Origin of the sequence: Actinoplanes sp. NPDC024001, assembly GCF_040638955.1 — a bacterium.
Classification (GTDB): Bacteria; Actinomycetota; Actinomycetes; order Mycobacteriales; family Micromonosporaceae; genus Actinoplanes.
In genome coordinates this window covers 1-15,499 of sequence record NZ_JBEZZB010000080.1, presented here as the reverse complement: position 1 = coordinate 15,499, position 15,499 = coordinate 1, and the positions used below count along the sequence as shown (strand labels likewise).

At 70.6% G+C, this 15,499-nt stretch carries 14 protein-coding genes; 9 read left to right on the top strand and 5 right to left on the bottom strand.

What is annotated here, in order from left to right; translation table 11 throughout:
- Positions 1–23: 23 nt before the first annotated feature.
- Positions 24–2,390, bottom strand: a complete 2,367-nt coding sequence (locus AB0F81_RS28275; RefSeq protein WP_360202016.1) for a glycoside hydrolase family 3 N-terminal domain-containing protein — start codon at positions 2,388–2,390, stop codon at positions 24–26.
- A gap of 284 nt (positions 2,391–2,674) precedes the next feature.
- Here AB0F81_RS28275 and AB0F81_RS28270 point away from each other — a divergent pair, with 284 nt between their 5' ends.
- The 3 genes from AB0F81_RS28270 (at position 2,675) to AB0F81_RS28260 (ending at position 5,824) form a co-directional block, all read left to right on the top strand.
- Complete coding sequence (locus AB0F81_RS28270) at positions 2,675–3,994, top strand: extracellular solute-binding protein (RefSeq protein ID WP_360202015.1); 1,320 nt, start codon at positions 2,675–2,677, stop codon at positions 3,992–3,994.
- 77 nt (positions 3,995–4,071) lie between these two features.
- Positions 4,072–4,917 (top strand): sugar ABC transporter permease, encoded by an 846-nt coding sequence (locus AB0F81_RS28265; RefSeq protein ID WP_360202013.1) that lies wholly within the window; start codon positions 4,072–4,074, stop codon positions 4,915–4,917.
- A gap of 10 nt (positions 4,918–4,927) precedes the next feature.
- Positions 4,928–5,824: a carbohydrate ABC transporter permease gene (locus AB0F81_RS28260; RefSeq protein ID WP_360202060.1), complete on the top strand. Its 897-nt coding sequence runs from the start codon at positions 4,928–4,930 to the stop codon at positions 5,822–5,824.
- A gap of 77 nt (positions 5,825–5,901) precedes the next feature.
- Here AB0F81_RS28260 and AB0F81_RS28255 read toward each other — a convergent pair whose 3' ends face one another.
- Together AB0F81_RS28255 and AB0F81_RS28250 are read right to left on the bottom strand one after the other, a co-directional pair.
- Positions 5,902–6,933, bottom strand: coding sequence for a LacI family DNA-binding transcriptional regulator (locus AB0F81_RS28255; protein ID WP_360202011.1), 1,032 nt, complete (start codon positions 6,931–6,933; stop codon positions 5,902–5,904).
- Between the two features lie 79 nt (positions 6,934–7,012).
- Positions 7,013–7,894 (bottom strand): LLM class F420-dependent oxidoreductase, encoded by an 882-nt coding sequence (locus AB0F81_RS28250; RefSeq protein ID WP_360202009.1) that lies wholly within the window; start codon positions 7,892–7,894, stop codon positions 7,013–7,015.
- 428 nt (positions 7,895–8,322) lie between these two features.
- Here AB0F81_RS28250 and AB0F81_RS28245 point away from each other — a divergent pair, with 428 nt between their 5' ends.
- The 3 genes from AB0F81_RS28245 to AB0F81_RS28235 all read left to right on the top strand — a co-directional run bounded on the left by AB0F81_RS28245 (position 8,323) and on the right by AB0F81_RS28235 (position 10,528).
- On the top strand, positions 8,323–9,240 hold the full coding sequence (locus AB0F81_RS28245) for a formylglycine-generating enzyme family protein (protein ID WP_360202007.1): 918 nt from the start codon (positions 8,323–8,325) through the stop codon (positions 9,238–9,240).
- Between the two features lie 149 nt (positions 9,241–9,389).
- A complete protein-coding gene (locus tag AB0F81_RS28240) occupies positions 9,390–9,851 on the top strand; it encodes an Hsp20/alpha crystallin family protein (RefSeq protein WP_360202005.1) in 462 nt (153 codons plus the stop codon).
- 146 nt (positions 9,852–9,997) lie between these two features.
- On the top strand, positions 9,998–10,528 hold the full coding sequence (locus AB0F81_RS28235) for an MCP four helix bundle domain-containing protein (protein WP_360202003.1): 531 nt from the start codon (positions 9,998–10,000) through the stop codon (positions 10,526–10,528).
- Between the two features lie 57 nt (positions 10,529–10,585).
- Here the strand turns inward: AB0F81_RS28235 and AB0F81_RS28230 are convergent, their stop codons facing one another.
- Positions 10,586–12,706, bottom strand: a complete 2,121-nt coding sequence (locus AB0F81_RS28230; RefSeq protein WP_360202001.1) for a catalase — start codon at positions 12,704–12,706, stop codon at positions 10,586–10,588.
- A 93-nt stretch (positions 12,707–12,799) separates the two neighbouring features.
- Between AB0F81_RS28230 and AB0F81_RS28225 the strand changes: the two genes are divergently transcribed.
- Together AB0F81_RS28225 and AB0F81_RS28220 are read left to right on the top strand one after the other, a co-directional pair.
- Positions 12,800–13,651, top strand: a complete 852-nt coding sequence (locus AB0F81_RS28225; protein ID WP_360202000.1) for a P1 family peptidase — start codon at positions 12,800–12,802, stop codon at positions 13,649–13,651.
- 24 nt (positions 13,652–13,675) lie between these two features.
- Positions 13,676–14,692 (top strand): TIGR03617 family F420-dependent LLM class oxidoreductase, encoded by a 1,017-nt coding sequence (locus tag AB0F81_RS28220; RefSeq protein ID WP_360201999.1) that lies wholly within the window; start codon positions 13,676–13,678, stop codon positions 14,690–14,692.
- On the opposite strand, the gene AB0F81_RS28215 is transcribed toward AB0F81_RS28220, so the two are convergent.
- The gene (locus AB0F81_RS28215; protein WP_360201997.1) at positions 14,689–15,063 is read right to left on the bottom strand and encodes a DUF427 domain-containing protein; all 375 of its coding nucleotides are present in this window, start codon (positions 15,061–15,063) and stop codon (positions 14,689–14,691) included. The genes AB0F81_RS28220 and AB0F81_RS28215 overlap by 4 nt on opposite strands.
- A gap of 47 nt (positions 15,064–15,110) precedes the next feature.
- On the opposite strand from AB0F81_RS28215, the gene AB0F81_RS28210 reads away from it, so the two are divergent.
- Positions 15,111–15,499, top strand: a 389-nt coding sequence (locus AB0F81_RS28210) for a YbaK/EbsC family protein (protein ID WP_360201995.1), incomplete at its 3' end; no start/stop codon positions are given.

The following is a 15,499-nucleotide window of genomic DNA, read 5'->3' as shown; positions in this document are numbered from 1 at the left end:
CCGGGCGCGGTAGTCACCCCGTGTCACGAATCGGCGGACCGCACCTCCACCGGGGTGGTCAGCCGGCGCGGCGTGCCCACCGTGCGCACCGCGCCGGTCAGCTGGACGGAGCCGCAGCAGGGCAGGTCGGAGGCCGAGGTGCCGACCTGAATCCGCAGCTCACCCGGCTCGACGATGCGCCGCATCCGCAGACCGGTGAAAGCGGCGCGGTCGGTGTGCACACGGAACGTCACCTCGGCGGCACCGCCGGCGGCCAGCTCCACGCGCTGGAACCCGGTCAGTTGGTGCACCGGACGGGTGACCTCCGCGACCGGGTCGGCGAGATAGAGCTGCACCACTTCCGCGCCGTCGCGCTCGCCGGTGTTGCGCACCCGGACGGTGACCGAGAATTCCCCGTCGGTGGGCACCCGGGTCTCGCTGATCCGCAGATCGTCCACCGTGAAGGTGGTGTAGGAGCGGCCGTGCCCGAACGCGTACAGCGGGGTGGGGTCGAGGTTGCTGACGCCGGTGTGCACGGCGCCCAGCCGCGGCTGCAGATAGGTGCCGGGCTGTCCGCCCGGGTGCCGGGGGATCTGCACCGGCAGCTTGCCGCTCGGCTGCACCCGGCCGGAGAGCACACCGGCGATCGCGGCGCCGCCCTCCTCGCCCGGCATGAAGGCCTGCACCAGGCCGGCGGCCCGGCCTTCCAGGCCACCCAGCGCGTACGGCCGGCCGGAGACGACCACCACGACGACCGGGGTGCCGGTGGCCACCAGCGCGTCGAGCAGGTCGGCCTGCACGCCGGGCAGCCGCAGGTCCTCGGCGTCGCAGCCCTCGCCGGAGGTGCCCGCGCCGAACAGCCCGGCCAGGTCGCCGACGAAGGCCAGCGCCACGTCGGCGGCCTCCGCGGCGGCGACCGCCTCGGCGAACCCGGAACGGTCGTCGCCGTCGACGGCGCAGCCGGCCGCGTACGCGATCTCGCTGCCGCCGAACTCCGCCCGCAGCGCCTCCAGGGCACTGGGCAGCGCGATCCCGGCGTCCACGCCGGGGTAGCGCGGCAGCACGTGGTTGGGGAAGGCGTAACAGCCGAGGAACGTCCGCGCGTCGTCGGCGCACGGGCCGACCACGGCGATCCGGCCCGGGGCGGCCAGCGGCAGCGCCGAACCGGGGTCGAGCAGCACGATCGAGCGCTCGGCCAGCTCGCGGGCGAGCTGCCGGTTGGCCGCCGAGTCGAGGTCGACGCCGTCCGAGCCGGCCACCGACTGCTCCGGCCTCCAGTCCGCGTCGAGCAGCCCGAGCTCGGCCTTCTGGACCAGCGCCCGGCGGGCCGCCCGGTCGACCAGCTCCTCGGTGACCTCGCCGGTGCGGACCCGGGCGACCAGGTTCTCGCCGTACCCGATGGTGTCCGGCAGCTCCACGTCGATGCCGGCCTCGAGGGCCTTGGCCCCGGCGCCGCCCGCGTCGGCGGCCATGCCGTGCATGCTCGCCAGGAAAGGCACCGACCAGTAGTCGGAGACCACCGTGCCGGTGAAGCCCCACTCGTCGCGCAGCAGATCGGTGAGCAGCCACGGGTCCGCCCCGGCCGGCACCCCGTCCACGTCGGCGTAGGAGTTCATCACCGAACCGGCGCCGGCCTCGACGATCGCGGTCTCGAACGGCGGCAGGATCACGTCGAGCAGCTCGCGGCGGCCCATCGGGACCGGGCCGTGGTTACGGGCGCCGCGCGACGCCGAGTAACCAGCGAAGTGCTTCAGCGTGGCGATCACCCCGGCGCTCTGCAGGCCGCGCACATAGGCCGCGGCGATCCGTGACACCAGGTACGGGTCCTCGCCGATCGCCTCCTCGACCCGGCCCCACCGGTAGTCGCGGACCACGTCCAGCACCGGGGAGAGCCCCTGGTGCACGCCGAGCGCCGCCATGTCGCGCCCGATCGCGCCGGCCATCCGCTCGATCAGCTCCGGGTCGAACGTCGCGCCCCAGGCGATCGCGGCCGGATAGACGGTGGCGCCGTGCGCGGTGAAACCGGTCAGGCACTCCTCGTGCACCAGGGCCGGGATGCCCAGCCGGGAGGAGCCCATCACGATCCGCTGCTGACGGACCAGCTCGGCGGTGCCCTCGGCGACAGAGATGGGGTAGCTGCCGTACACCCGGGTCAGATGGCCCAGGCCGTGCCTGCTGGCGTCCTCCAGCGCGGCGCCGGCGCCGAACTCGTCCTCCATCGGTGCCACGTTGTGACCCTCTTCGGGCTCCGGACCGGCTGCTCCAGTGGCACCCTTGTCCTTACCGAGCCAGCGGCTGCCGAGCTGGGCCACCTTCTCCTCGAGAGTCATCTCGGCGAGCAGCGCCTCAACCCGTTCAGCAACCGGAAGCTTCGGGTCGCGCCAGGCGGGCGGCGCTTGTTCTGTCGTCAACGGTACCTCCGATAGTTTCCGAAACTTTCGGGTGCCGCCGGACCTCGGCGGCGGGGCCGCGCCAGGCGCGACAGGGAGTCTCGGTGTCGCCTACTCTCGCGCTCTGAGCACTGTTACGGCAAGGGCCTTGACACTCGTCACAGGGAAACCCTACGTTTACGAAACCTCGCGTTAATTTGCGGCTGTCGCTCGAAACTTCCGAAACTTAACCGGTTCGGAGATCAAGCGCCGGCCATCGCCATATCACCAGCCGCACCCCCGCGGCTTCGAGTTCGGAGATCAGCGTGAAACGCAGGAATTTCTTGACCCTCTCCGCCGGTGCCGCCGCGGGCGCAGCGCTCGCCGCCTGTGGCAACGAAGGCCCCGGGGGCGGCACCAGCGACGGCGGCGGCGGTGGCGAGGCGACCTACTGGTCGCTCAGCGGTGAGCCGGGCCAGCCGTACCGTCAGGCGGCTGCCGACCGGTGGAACAAGGCCAACCCGGACGCCAAGATCACCCCCACGTTCTTCCAGAACGACGCCTACAAGCAGAAGATCAAGACGGCGCTCGGCGCGAACCAGGCTCCCACCATGATCTGGGGCTGGGGCGGCGGCGGCCTGAAGAGCTACGTCGACGCCGGCCAGGTCGAGGACCTGACCGACTGGCTGAGCCAGAACGCCGCCGTCAAGGACAAGATCCTGCCGTCCTCGTTCGGCGCGGCCACCGTCAACGGCAAGATCTACGCCCTGCCGGTCGAGACGGTCCAGCCGATCGTCCTCTACTACAACAAGAAGGTCTTCGAGCAGGTCGGCGTGCAGCCCCCGCAGACCTACGGCGACATCCTCGCCCTGATCCCGAAGTTCAACGCCAAGGGCATCGCGCCGTTCTCGCTCGCCGGCCAGTCCCGGTGGACGAACATGATGTGGCTCGAGTTCATGCTCGACCGCCAGGCCGGCTCCGAGGTGTTCGACAACGTCTTCGCCGGCAAGCAGGGCGCCTGGTCCGACCCGGCCGTGCTGGACATGCTGACCAAGGTCCAGGACCTGGTGAAGCAGAACGCGTTCCAGAAGGGCTTCGCCTCGACCGTCGCCGACACCAACGCCGACCAGGCCCTGCTCTACACCGGCAAGGCCGCGATGATGGTGCACGGCTCCTGGTCCTACGGCATCCAGAAGGCCAACGGCGGCAAGTTCGTCGCCGACGGCGGCCTGGGCTGGATGAACTTCCCGCCGATCGACGGCGGCAAGGGCGACCCGAGCAACACCGTCGGCAACCCCGGCCAGTACCTGTCGATCTCCTCCAAGGCGACCGCCGAGGCCAAGGAGACCGCCAAGAAGTTCTTCTCCACCACGCTGGTCGACGAGGAGGAGAAGGCCGGCTGGGTCAAGTCCGGTGGTGTGCCGGTGCTCAAGGGCGCTGACAGCCTGTTCACCGGCGACGACGCGCAGTTCCTCAAGGACATGTCGACGATCGCCTCCAACGCCAAGACCTTCGCGCAGTCGTGGGACCAGGCGCTGAGCCCGACCGCCGCCGAGGTGCTGCTGGACAACATCGCCAAGCTGTTCCAGCTGCAGGTCAGCCCGCAGCAGTGGGTCGACAACATGAACGGGGTCATCGGAAAGTGACCACGCTCGCTCCGCCCGTCGTACGAGGTCAGGAGCCCACCAGATCCAGCGGCGGGCGGAGCGGCTCCGTCGTGTGGATGGCCCTGCCCGCGTTCGTGATGTTCGTGTTCTTCGGGATCATCCCGCTGCTCGGCGTGATCGTGCTCAGCTTCGCGACGTGGAACGGCATCTCGCCGACCATCGAGCTGACCGGCCTGACCAGCTGGCGCGCGGCCCTCAGCAACCCGAGCCTGCCGAACGCCATCTGGGTCACCTTCCTGATCATGGCGCTGTCCTGGCTGGTGCAGACCCCGATCTCGATCCTGCTCGGCGTCTTCATGGCGACCAGGAGCCGGTACCGCGGTTTCCTCTCGGTGCTCTACTTCATCCCGCTGCTGCTCAGCTCGGCGGCCATCGCGATCACCTACAAGTCGCTGCTGGACCCCAGCTTCGGGCTCGGCGCCGGCCTCGGGATCGAGTGGCTCAACCAGAACTGGCTCGGCGAGGCCAAGCTGGCGATCGGCACGCTGATCTTCGTCGTCTCCTGGCAGTTCATCCCGTTCCACTCGCTGATCTACCAGGGCGCGGTCCGGCAGATTCCACACTCGATGTACGAGGCGGCGCAGATCGACGGCGCCGGGCGGATCCGCCAGTTCTTCGGCATCACGCTGCCGCAGCTGAAGTACACGATCATCACGTCGTCGACGCTGATGGTGGTGGGCTCGCTGACCTTCTTCGACCTGATCTGGGTGCTCACCGCCGGCGGCCCCGGCGACGCCACCCGCGCCCTCGCGGTGCAGATGTACCAGCAAGGCTTCCAGGCCAGCCTGATGGGTCCGGCCAGCGCGATCGCCGTCATCCTGGTCCTGACCGGCCTCGGCCTCTCGCTGCTGCTGCGGCGGCTGGGCGGCCGGGCCGACGAGAGCCAGCTGGAAGGAGCCTGAGGTGGCGACCATGACCCCCACCCCGGTCGGTACCCGGGCCACCAAGTCGCCGGGAGCTCACGCCCCGCGTAAGTCGAACCGGCGCCGGCTGCGGGAGTACAACTGGATCGGCGGCGGTTTCGGCTGGATCTGGCTGCTCATCGTGATGCTGCCGCTCTACTGGCTGGTCATCACGAGCTTCAAGACCCAGGGGAACTACTTCTTCACCAACCCGCTGAAGCCGCCGAGCGAGTTCACCTTCGAGAACTACCAGTTGGTGATCGAGAGCGACTTCGTCCGCTACTTCACGAACAGCGTCATCGTCACGGCCGGGGCGATCCTGCCGGCCACGCTGATCTCGTTCATGGCGGCGTACGCGATCGTCCGGGGCGCGGGCAACCGCTTCCTCAAGACGGTCAACGGGATCTTCCTGATGGGCCTGGCCATCCCGCTCCAGGCCGTGGTCATCCCGGTCTACCTGATCATCATCAGGATGGAGCTGTACGACACGCTCCAGGCGATCATCCTGCCGTCGATCGCGTTCGCCATCCCGCTGTCGGTGCTGGTGCTCGCCAACTTCATCCGCGACGTCCCGAAGGAGCTCTTCGAGTCGATGCGGATGGACGGCGCCACCGAGTGGGGAACCATGTGGCGGCTGGCCTTCCCGCTCACCCGGCCCGCGCTGGTCACCGTGATGATCTACAACGCGGTGGGGATCTGGAACGGCTTCCTGCTGCCCCTGATCCTCACCCAGAGCCCCGAGCAGGCCACCATCCCGCTCGCGCTAGCCACGTTCCAGACCCAGTTCGGCGTGAACGTCCCGGCGGTCGCCGCGTCGGTCACGCTCACCACGATCCCGATCGTGCTGCTCTACGCGATCGGGCGGCGCCAGCTGGTCAGCGGTCTGACCGCCGGCTTCGGTAAGTGAGCTCAGCCCGGGGGAGCGGTGCTTCCCCGGGCATCAGCTTGCCTCAGTGAGCCCGGGGAGCGCTGCTCCCCGGGCCATCAGCTCGCGTCAGCGTTGGCGGCCGGGGGAGCGGTGCTCTCCCGGACCATCAGCTTCGTGACCAGCTCCACCCGAGGGGTCTCGATGGTCTCGCCGCGTGACAACCGCAACACGGTACGCGCGGCGAGCGCCCCCATCTCGGCCAGCGGCTGACGCACCGTGGTCAGCGGCGGCGACGCCCAGCGCGACTCCGGCAGATCGTCGAAACCGATCACGCTCAGCTGCTCCGGCACCCGCATCCCACGCCGGCGGGCCGCCTCGCACACCCCCAGCGCCATCAGGTCGCTGGAGGCGAAGATCGCCGTCGGCGGGTCGGGCAGGTCGAGCAGCCGGCAGCCGGCGACGAACCCGGACTCGTTGCGGAAGTCGCCCTCCTCGATCAGCGCGTCGTCGGCGTGCAGGCCGGCCGCCTCCAGCGCCGCCCGGTAACCGTCCAGCCGGGCCCGGCTGCACAGCAGATCCTTGGGCCCGGCGACGAAACCGATCCGCCGGTGACCCAGCGACAGCAGATGGTCGGTGGCGGTGCGGCCGCCCGACCAGTTCGTGGCGCCGATCGTCGGCACGTCGGAGGCGGCCCCGCCGGCCGGGTCGATGATCACCACCGGGACCTTGAGCCGGTGCAGCTCGTTGTGCACCGGCTCGGCCACGTCCGACGTCACGAAGATGACGCCGTCGGAGGCCCGGGCCCGCAGATTCTGCAGCCACTGCCGGGTCGCCGTGGTGCGGTGATGCACCTGGGAGACCACGGTGCCGACCCCGCCGGCGTGCGCGACGTCCTCGACGCCGCGGATCAGCTCGAGCGCCCACGGGCTGTCCAGATCGTTGAAGACCAGGTCCACCAGGCGGGCCCGCCCCGAATGCCGAGAGTTGCGGGGCCGGTAATCGTGCTCGCGAAGAAGGCGCTCGATCAGCTCGCGGGTCTGCGGCGAGACGTCGGAGCGTCCGTTGAGCACGCGGGACACCGTCGGAACCGAGACGCCGGCGGCTTGCGCGATGGCCGCGATCGTCACGCGTTGCCGGGCCATGGCCATGGGAGCGCTCCTTACCGCCGGACCGCCTCGGCTGGAACTTTCGGACCCGGCATCGAAATCATGCCACGTCCCTTCGCCATCAGGAAAAGTGGGGAATCACCTCTTCCTGGAAGCGCAGCAGCGGCTCGTGGTCGTAGGCCACCCGCGGCAGGTAGACGATCGCGTAGTCGGCGCCCGCCTCGACGAGCCGCTCCAGCTTGGCGACGTTGTCCGCGCTGGAGTCGGCCAGGTCGACGTTGTAACTCGTGGACTTGATGATCTTGTCGTAGTCGCGGCCCAGCTGCTCGCAGTGCCGTCGCAGGACGGCCGCCTTCTCCCGGAACATCTGCGGGTCGCCGTTGGCGAAGTTGGCGCCGTTCGCGTACTGCGCGACCAGCTTCAGGGTCACCTTCTCCCCGCCGCCGCCGATCCAGAACGACGGGTGCGGCTTGCGGACACCCTTCGGCTCGTTGATCGGCTGGTCGATGTGGTAGTGCTTGCCGGTGAAGACCGGGCGCTCCTCGGTCCACATCTTGTGCACGATCTGGACGCCCTCGCGGAACGCGGCCATCCGCTCGGGCACCTCGGCCCACTCGTAGCCGTACGCCTTCCACTCGTGCTCGTACCACCCGGCGCCGAGCCCCGCGAAAAGCCGCCCGTGACTCGCGACGTCCACCGTCGACGCGATCTTGGCGTAGAGGGCCGGGTGGCGATAGCCGTTGCAGCCCACCATCTGCCCGATGTTGACCCGGCTGGTGTCCCGCGCCAGCGTGGACGTGACGGTCCAGGCCTCGAAGACGGTGTTGACGGTCGGCTCCGGCGTGGTGTGGAAATGGTCGTACACCCACACGCTGTCCCAGGGGCCGGCGTCGGCCAGCTTCGCCACCGCGGTCATCGCCTCGTACTGCTCGACCGGGTCGGCGATCTCGGTCAGGTCCATCCGCCAGCCCTGGGGCACGAAAACCCCGAAACGCATGCTCATGGCCCTCAACCTACCGACCCGGCGCGCCCGCCCGGGCCGCCGGGCCGCATTCCAGCCGGTCAATTCCGGCGCGACGCGACATCCTCGAAGAAACCCTGCCAGGCGTGAGGTGCTCGATGCTCACGAGCAGGTCTTCGCGAACACGAGCAGCCCTCAGCTCGCTGTCTGAGGGCTGCTCGTTCCGTCACTAGCGGAGGCGTTGCGTTGCGGCGCGTGCGGCGCCGGGCTGTTCATCGCGTTCATGGCTGCGATCGCGAAGGGTGGCGCCGGTCGAGCGGCGATGGTTTCGACAGCCGGGCAGCGCCAGGTGTCGCGGCGACGAAGGGATCTTCATCGGGGATCCTCCCGCGCGCCTGGTGCAGCGCGTCGATCGGTCAACGTCCGACCCGGAGCTTGCCCGGCCACTAATCCTATCTATCCTATCGATCATGAGTTGTTGCACGCCGTCGGGCGGACGGCCGGCCACCGCGGTTGCGGCGCCGCAGAGCGGCGCCGGAAACCACCGGATCGAGCAGATCCGGGTGCCTTTCCAGACCTTCGCGATGGGAGACGCCCACGACGACGGCGTACGCGCGGACGGCGAGCAGCCCGTGCACGACGTACGGTTGCCGGCCTTCGGCATCGACGCGACCTCGGTGACCGTGGCCGACTTCCGGGCCTTCGCGATCGCGACCGGATATCGCACCGACGCCGAGCGCTACGGCTGGTCGGCCGTCTTCCACCTGGCCCTCACCGACCCGGACCACGTCGCCGGCCGGATGCACGGCACACCGTGGTGGCTGGGCGTGGAGGGCGCCGACTGGGCGCACCCGGGCGGGCCGTCCGACACCGCCGCCGACGACCACCCGGTGGTGCACGTGAGCTGGAACGACGCGCAGGCCTACTGCGCCTGGGCCGGGCGCGCCCTGCCGTCGGAGGCGCAGTGGGAGTGCGCGGCCCGCGGTGGCCTGCCGTCGCTGCGCTACCCGTGGGGCGACGACCTGCCGGCCGCGGGGCACGCGGTCAACATCTGGCAGGGCGAGTTCCCGGGCCGCAACACCGCCGAGGACGGCTTCGTCACCACCGCGCCGGTGCGGTCGTTCCAGCCCAACGCGTACGGGCTGTGGCAGCCGGTCGGCAACGTGTGGGAGTGGTGCGCGGACTGGTTCTCGCCCACGTACTACGCGAGCTCGCCGGTGGACGACCCGCGCGGGCCGGCCGAGGGTGAGGCGAAGGTGATCCGCGGCGGGTCGTACCTGTGCCACGACTCGTACTGCAACCGCTACCGCAACGCCGCCCGCTCGTCGAACACGCCGGACTCGTCGACCGGCAACACGGGCTTCCGTACGGTTGCCAAAAAATCTTGAAAAGAGACTGGCACTCGCTCGTCGACAGTGCTAAAAAATGTCTTGTCGGCGCAGGTCAGAGAGATCTGGGAGCCGACCTCGGCGATGATTGTGAGCCGAGCGCCACGAGCCGCCGGAGAGGCCGGTGGCTGGTTCGAGGAGGTGGATCCGTGGTGCTGACTTTCGATCCTTTCCGCGAGTTCGACCGCCTGGCCGGGCAGATGCTGGGCACCCCCGCCGTCGCGGGCGGCCCCGCCGTCGCGGCGATGCCGATGGACCTGTACCGATCAGGTGACCACTTCGTGCTGCACTGCGACCTCGCGGGCATCGACCCGGGTTCGGTGCAGGTGGACGTCGACGGCCGGGTCCTGATCATCCGGGCGGAGCGTTCCTCGCGGACCGACGCCGACGTGCAGTGGGTGCGGCGCGAGCGGGTGACCGGCACCTTCGAGCGGCGTCTCACCATCGGTGACGGGCTCGACCTCGACAAGATCGCTGCCACCTGGCAGGACGGCGTGCTCACCGTGACCATTCCGGTGGCGGAGGCCGCGAAGCCGCGCCGCATCGAGATCAACACCGGCAACCACCAGGTCATCGAGGGAACCTCCAAGGACAAGGCCCTCACCAGCTGACACTCCTCCCACCCGCGGCCGGCGCGGCGGTGGCCACTGCTGCCGCGCCGGCGCACGGCCCCGCGCTGGTTCAGCGCGGGACGCCGATTCCGGTCCGGCCACCGCGCGCTGGTTCAGCGCGCGGTGCCGGCTCTGAGGGCGCCGTGGTGGTGATCGGCGTGATCGTCTCCGGCGTCCTCGCCAGCCGCGCGCTCAGCCGGACCGCGGCCGCCGCCCAGCACCTCTACCACGAGAATCTGCTGAGCGAGAAGGCCCTCGCCGAGCTGCAGCGGGTCAGCGTCCAGGTCCGCGTCGACCTGGCCAACCTGCTGATCTCGCGGACCGCCGCGGACGACGCCGAACATCAGAAAGCCGTCGAGGACAATCTGACCGCCTTCGACGAGGAGCTGGCCACCTACCGGGCCGCCGGTCCGGCGGCCGAGCAGTCGGTCATCCCCGGGTTGGAGGACAACTGGCGGGCCTACGCCGGCATCGTCCGGGACAGCCAGATCCCGAACGGGCTGCGCAAGACAGATGGGCCGTGCGCTGGACGCGGGGACGTCGCCCGCACCATCACCGGCGTGGCCGAGGCGGCCCGGTCCACCAGCGAAGGGGTGGTGCGCGCGCAGCGCACCACCACCGACTTGAGCCGGATGTCCTCCGACCTGACCGCGCTGGTCAGCAGCTTCCGCTACTGAACTGCGCGGTCAGAAGCGGAAGACTGCACGGTCAGTAGCGGAAGCTGGTGACGGATCTCAGGAACCCGGCGAGGAGACCACCGGGCGCAGCAGGGGCATCCGCTCCCACACCCGGTGCTTGCCGAGGGCGGCGGCGAGCTGGGCGACGTACCCGTCGTCCACGCTCTTGGCCCGCAGCACGCCCGGCGCAGCCGGGTCGATGCCCGCGGTGAGCAGCAGGCGCTCGCCGTCGCCGACCGCGCCGATCGGCTTGGCGTGCCGGAACGCCTCCTGCAGCAGCAGGGTCAGCTGCAGGTCGAGCAGTTCGCCGGCGCCGTCCGCGATGACCACCGCGTCGAACTCCACCGACCGGGCGGTCTGGAAGGTGCGCTCGGCGATCTCCACGTTGCCGTCACCGGCGAGCTGCCCGCCGATCGGGGCGATCACCCGCAGCACCACGCCCTGCGGCTCGAGCACCTCCCGCAGCTTGGCGATCCCGGACAGGTCGGCGCCCGGCCCGGCGACCACGCCGACCACCCGGCCGGTGATCGGCCAGACCCGGTCGGTGACCTGGGCCAGCGCCGGCGACGGCACGACCTCGACCGGCGGCTTGCCCTCCGGCGCGGGCAGGCCGAGCCCGGCCGCGACCCGCTCGCACAGCTCGGTGTTCACGTTCGCCAGCACCTGCAGCTGCCGCTCGCGGATCTTCTGCTCGTAGCACTTGCTCAGCTCGAAGGTGAACGCCTCCACCATGTGGCCCTGCTCGATCGGGCTGAGGCTGGCGTAGAACAGAGCGGCCTGCGAGTAGTGGTCGGCGAACGAGATCGGGTTGGCCCGGACCTTGTCGCCCTGCACCGGCTTGGGCAGGTGCACATAGCCGCCGACCTCCGGACCGGCCGGCACCGGCCCGTCCTGGCTGAGGCTGTTCGGCAGGTACGGCGCGATGCCGCGGTGCACCACCGACTGGTGCATGCCGTCGCGGAGGTTGTCGTTGACCGGCGCGTGCGCCCGGTTGATCGGCAGCTGGTAGAAGTTCGGCCCGCCCAGCCGGGACAGCTGGGTGTCCAGGTAGGAGAAGAGCCGCGCCTGCAACAGCGGGTCGTTGGTGACCTCGATGCCGGGGACCACGTTGCCCATGTGGAAGGCGATCTGCTCGGTCTCGGCGTGGAAGTTGTCGGTGTTGCGGGTCAGCGTCAGCTTGCCGATCGGCTGGACCGGCGCCAGCTCCTCCGGCACGATCTTCGTCGGGTCGAGCAGGTCGATCCCCTCGAACGACTCGTCCGGGGTGTCCGGCATGACCTGGATGCCGAGCTCCCACTCGGGGAAGAGCCCCGCGTCGATGCTGTCGGTCAGGTCCCGCCGGTGGAAGTCGGGGTCCACGCCCGCGGTGATCTGGGTCTCCTCCCAGACCTGCGAGTGCACGCCGGCCACCGGCTTCCAGTGGAACTTCACCAGCACCGACTTGCCCTCGGCGTCGACCAGCCGGAAGGTGTGTACCCCGAAGCCCTCCATGGTGCGGAACGAGCGCGGGATCGCCCGGTCCGACATGGCCCAGAACACGTGGTGGGTGGCCTCGGTGTGCAGCGAGACGAAATCCCAGAACGTGTCGTGTGCGGTCTGCGCCTGCGGGATCTCCCGGTCCGGGTGCCACTTCGCGGCGTGGATGATGTCCGGGAACTTGATGCCGTCCTGGATGAAGAAGACCGGCATGTTGTTGCCCACCAGGTCGAAGTTGCCCTCGTCGGTGTAGAACTTCGTGGCGAAACCGCGGGTGTCACGGACGGTGTCCGCGGAGCCGCGCGAACCCAGCACGGTGGAGAAGCGGACGAAGACCGGCGTCTCCTTGCCCTTCTCGGCGAGGAACCCGGCGCGGGTCACCGAGGCCGCGGTGCCGTAGGACCGGAACACGCCGTGCGCGCCCGTGCCCCGCGCGTGCACCACCCGCTCCGGGATGCGCTCGTGGTCGAAGTGGGTGATCTTCTCGCGGAGGTGGAAGTCCTCCATCAGCGCCGGGCCCCGCGGCCCGGCCTTCAGCGAGTGATCGGTGTCCGGCAGCCGCACCCCGTGCGCGGTGGTCAGGTAGTCACCGGTCTGCGCCCCCCGCTCCGGCGCGAGCGAGGAGGTCAACGGCGTGGACTCCGCCGGATCCAGCGCCGCCGGGGTGGGAACGGTGGGCTCCGGCTTGCGCGACGATGCCATCTCTGTAACTTCCGATCTACTGGACGACGGGAACGTCTGGCTGCATACCCCGACATCGCGCGTCAGAACGTCGGCGGCGGTACCGTTCCGCGCATGAGTTCGCCGCAGCTGCTCTCCGCGTACGCCGGGCATTGGACCGGGGACGGCACCGGGGTGACCGTGATCCTCCCTCCGCCCGGCACGGTCGGCTCCGGTGAGGTCCGCGGCGGCGCCCCGGCCACCCGCGAGTTCGCCCTGCTCGACCCGGTCCGGCTGGTCGCCCGGGTGGACGCGGTGGTGCTCTCCGGCGGCTCCGCCTTCGGCCTCGCCGCCGGCGACGGGGTGATGGGCCTGCTGCGGGAACGCGAGCAGGGTTTCCCGACCCCGGCCGGCCCGGTGCCGATCGTCGTCGGCATGTCGGTCTTCGACGGCTCGGTCGCCACGGCGCCGCCGGGCGCCGCCGCCGGGCGCGCGGCGGCACTCGCGGCCCTGCGCGGAGATCACTTCGGCCGGGGTACGGTCGGCGCGGGCACCGGCGCGACCACCGGCAAGTGGCGCGGCACCATCGCCCCGGGTGGGATCGGCCAGGCCGAGGGGTACGCGGGAGCCGCCCGGGTCGTGGTGGTCGCCGTGGTCAACGCGTGGGGTGACGTGCTCACCGGCGACGGCCGGCCGCTGTTCGGCGGGGTCCCGGTGACCAGCGTCGACACGCCGTTCGGGATGCAGAACACCACGGTCGCGGTGGTGCTCACCGACGCCCGGCTCAGTAAGACCGACTGCTATCTGCTGGCGCAGAGCGGCCACACCGGGTTCGCGCGGGCGCTGCACCCGGCGCATTCCCGGTTCGACGGGGACGCGGTGGTCGCGCTCGCCTCCGGGGAGGCCGGTGAGGCGGATCTGGAGCTGCTGCGGGCCGTCGTGACGGAGGTGACCGCCGACGCGATCCGCTCCGCCGTCACCTCGTGACGATCTTTGGTGTATCACTGTGGGATGTTGGTTGACTACGCCGCGCCGGTCGCGGCCTCACCGGCTGAGGCGGAAGCCGCGGCCGTGTCGGCGGAGCAGGTCGGTTACGACGGCTTCGCAGCGGCCGAGACCAGGCACGACGTCTTCACCACCCTGGCCCTGGTGGCCCGCGCGACCTCGCGGATAGCGCTGCAGTCGGCGATCGCGGTGGCGTTCGCCCGCAACCCGATGAACGTCGCGGTGCTCGCCAACGACCTGCAGCTGATCTCCGAGGGGCGGTTCCGGCTCGGGCTCGGCTCGCAGGTGCGCCCGCACATCGAGCGGCGGTTCGCGATGCCGTGGAGCCGGCCGGCCGCGCGCATGGAGGAGTTCGTGGCGGCGCTGCGGGCGATCTGGGCGGCGTGGGCGACGGGGGAGCGGCTCGCCTTCCGCGGCGAGTTCTACCGGCACACGCTGATGACCGACTTCTTCAACCCCGGCCCCAATCCGTACGGTAATCCGCCCGTCGCCCTGGCCGCCGTCGGCGAACGGATGATCACCGCGGCCGGCCGGGTCGCGGACGGGATGCTGGTGCACCCGCTGACCAGCGCGGAGTACCTGGGGGAGCGGATCCTGCCGGTGCTCAAGTCGGCCCGCGGCAACCTGGCCGGGTTCCGGCTGGAGATGAGCGCGATGGTGGTGCTAGGCGCCGACGCGCAGCAGCGGGCCCGGGCCGAGGAGGCGGTGCGCGGGCAGATCGCCTTCTACGCTTCCACCCCCGCCTACCGCCCGGTGCTGGAGCTGCACGGGTGGGGCGAGCTGGCGGACCGGCTGAACCTGCTGTCGCGGCGGCAGGCCTGGACCGAGATGGCCGCCGAGATCACCGACGACGTGCTGAACGCGTTCGCCGTCACGGGCGACCCGGCGACCGTGGCGGCCGGGCTGCGTGCCCGGTTCGGCCGGGTGATCGACCGGATCTCGCTCTACACGCCGTACGAGGCGGACCGCTACCAGCTGGCAGCGGTCCGCACCGCACTGCGCTCCGAGCCGGTCAGCGACTAGCTGATCTCGATGGCGTCGACCCGGTTCGGGTAGAAGGCGACGTGGTCCTTGATCGCGGCGACCGCGTCGTAGGGCTCGCGGTACTCCCAGATGGCGTCGACCGACCGCTCGCCGCCGGCCGTGACCGAGTAGTAGCTGGCGTCCCCCTTGTACGGACAGTAGGACGCCGACTCGGTGGGCTCCAGCAAGCTGCGGTCGACGTCGGCGAGCGGAACGTACTGCACCGGCGGGTAACTCGCCTCCTGCAGCGTCAGTGCGTCGTGGGTGTCGGCCACCACCCGGCCGCCGACGGTGACGACGACGTGTTTGCCGGTCGGGGTGACGGTGATCGGATGGTCCGGCCCGGGGTGCAGCCGCGGCTTCATAGCCATCGGGTTTCCCTCCTTGATCGCTGCTTCGACACTACTAGGGTGAGCGCGTGACGACCTCTGCCATCGACGCCGTGACGGCTTCCGGGATCGAGCACGACGTGGTCCGCCACGGTCCGGTGAACAGCGTCGCCGAAGCGGCCGCCGCCCAGCGGGTGGAGGTGCGCGACCTGGTCAAGACGCTGGTCGTGCGCCGCGCCGAGGGCGAGTTCCTGTTCGTGCTGGTGCCCGGCGACCGGGTGATCTCCTGGCCGAAGCTGCGCGCCCTGCTCGGGGTGAACCGGCTGTCCATGCCGGACGCGGCCGCCGCGAAGGAGGCCACCGGCTACGAGCGGGGCACCATCACACCGTTCGGCTCGGCGCGCCCGTGGCCGGTGATCGCCGACGAGCGCGCCCGCGGCCGGACCATCAGCCTGGGCGCCGGCGAGCGCGGCGTCGC